The 1,459-nt window shown below is 77.0% G+C and carries 1 protein-coding gene; it reads left to right on the top strand.

Annotated features, from left to right (window positions below):
* Nucleotides 1–39: 39 nt before the first annotated feature.
* Nucleotides 40–1,459: MFS transporter (locus tag ACFV0G_RS39320; protein ID WP_380558715.1), on the top strand; the 1,420-nt coding region annotated here is incomplete at its 3' end.

The following is a 1,459-nucleotide window of genomic DNA, read 5'->3' as shown; positions in this document are numbered from 1 at the left end:
GGCGCACCGCACTGATCGGGACGGGGAGAGGAGCGCACGATGGCCCGGGAGCTCGGCCGGGCGGTCCGGGCCGGCGCCCTGACCGCGGTCTCGCTCGCGCTCTTCTGCATCCAGGTCGACTTCTTCGCGCTGAACCTGGCGATCCCCGGCATCGCCGAGGAGTTGGGGGTCGGCGCGACCGCCGCGCAGTGGACGCTGTCGGCGTACATGCTCGCGATCGGCTGCTTCTTCATCGTCGGCGGCCGGCTCGGCGACGTCTTCGGACGGCGGCCGGTGCTGCTCGCCGGGCTCGCGCTGTTCGCCGGTGCGTCCGTGGGCTGTGCGGCCGCGCCCGGGCTGGGCCTGCTGGTGGCGTTCCGGATCGTGCAGGGTGTCGGCGCCGCGCTGGTCTTCCCGACCTCGGTGTCGGTGGTCAGCAACACCTTCCCCGCGCACGGGCGGGCCCGGGCGCTGGGCGCCGCGTTCGGCATCGCCAACCTCGGTACGGCGCTGGGCCCGTTCGTCGGCGGCGGCCTCACCGAGGGCCCGGGCTGGCGGTGGATCTTCTGGCTGCTCGCGCCGATCAGCGGCCTCGCGCTGGCGGTCGCGCTGGTCTCCGTGCCGGACTCCCGCGACGAGTCTGCGCCGCGCCGGATCGACCTGCCGGGGTGCCTGGCGGTGGTGGTCTGCCTGGCCGCGCTGACCCTCGCGGTCGAGCGGGGCGCCGACTGGGGCTGGACCGGCGCGCGCACGCTCGGGCTGCTGGCGGTGTCCGCGACCGCTGGGGCGCTGTTCGTCCGGCGGGAGCGGCGCACCGCGCATCCGCTGGTCGACCTCGCGATCTTCCGCAACGTTCCGTTCGACCTGGTCACCGCGGTCGGCTCGGTGTGCAACATGGGATACGCCGTCACCGTCTTCCTCGCGACGCTGCAACTCCAGGAGATCCGGGGGCTGTCGGCGCTCGCCGCCGGCACGGTCTTCCTCGCGCCGGCCCTGATGGTGGCGCTCACCGGGCCGATCGGCGGCCGGCTGGCGACCCGGCTGCGCCCGACCGCGGTCATGGTGCTGGCGGCCGCGGTGGCCGGCAGCGGCATGGTGGCGCTCTCCGCGGTGTCCGCGCTGTGGCTGTACGTGCCGGTGTTCGCCTGGTGCGGCCTGGGCCTCGGGCTCGGCTGGACCTTCGCCAGCGTGGCGACCCAGCAGGTCGTCCCGCCGGCGCGCGCGGGCGAGGCGTCCGGGGTGGTGCTGACCTGCCTGGTGACCCTGGGCGCGGTCGCGCTGGCCGGCGCCGCGGCCGCCATCACCGCGCTGACGCCCGCACACTCCGATGCGGACGCGTACACGGCGGTGCTGCGCGCCGGCGGGCTGGCCATCCTGGCCGCCGCGGCGGCCGGTGCCGCGGCCGACCGGCTGCTGGTCGCCCGCGGGGTGCTGGCGGCGGCTCCCCCGGCGCCCGGGCGGGGGGGGGGGGGGGGGCGGG

Origin of the sequence: Kitasatospora sp. NPDC059571 (genome assembly GCF_042735675.1) — a bacterium.
GTDB lineage: Bacteria > Actinomycetota > Actinomycetes > Streptomycetales > Streptomycetaceae > Kitasatospora.
Note: the sequence above shows the minus strand (reverse complement) of the source record. Positions and strands in the feature narration are given on the sequence as shown.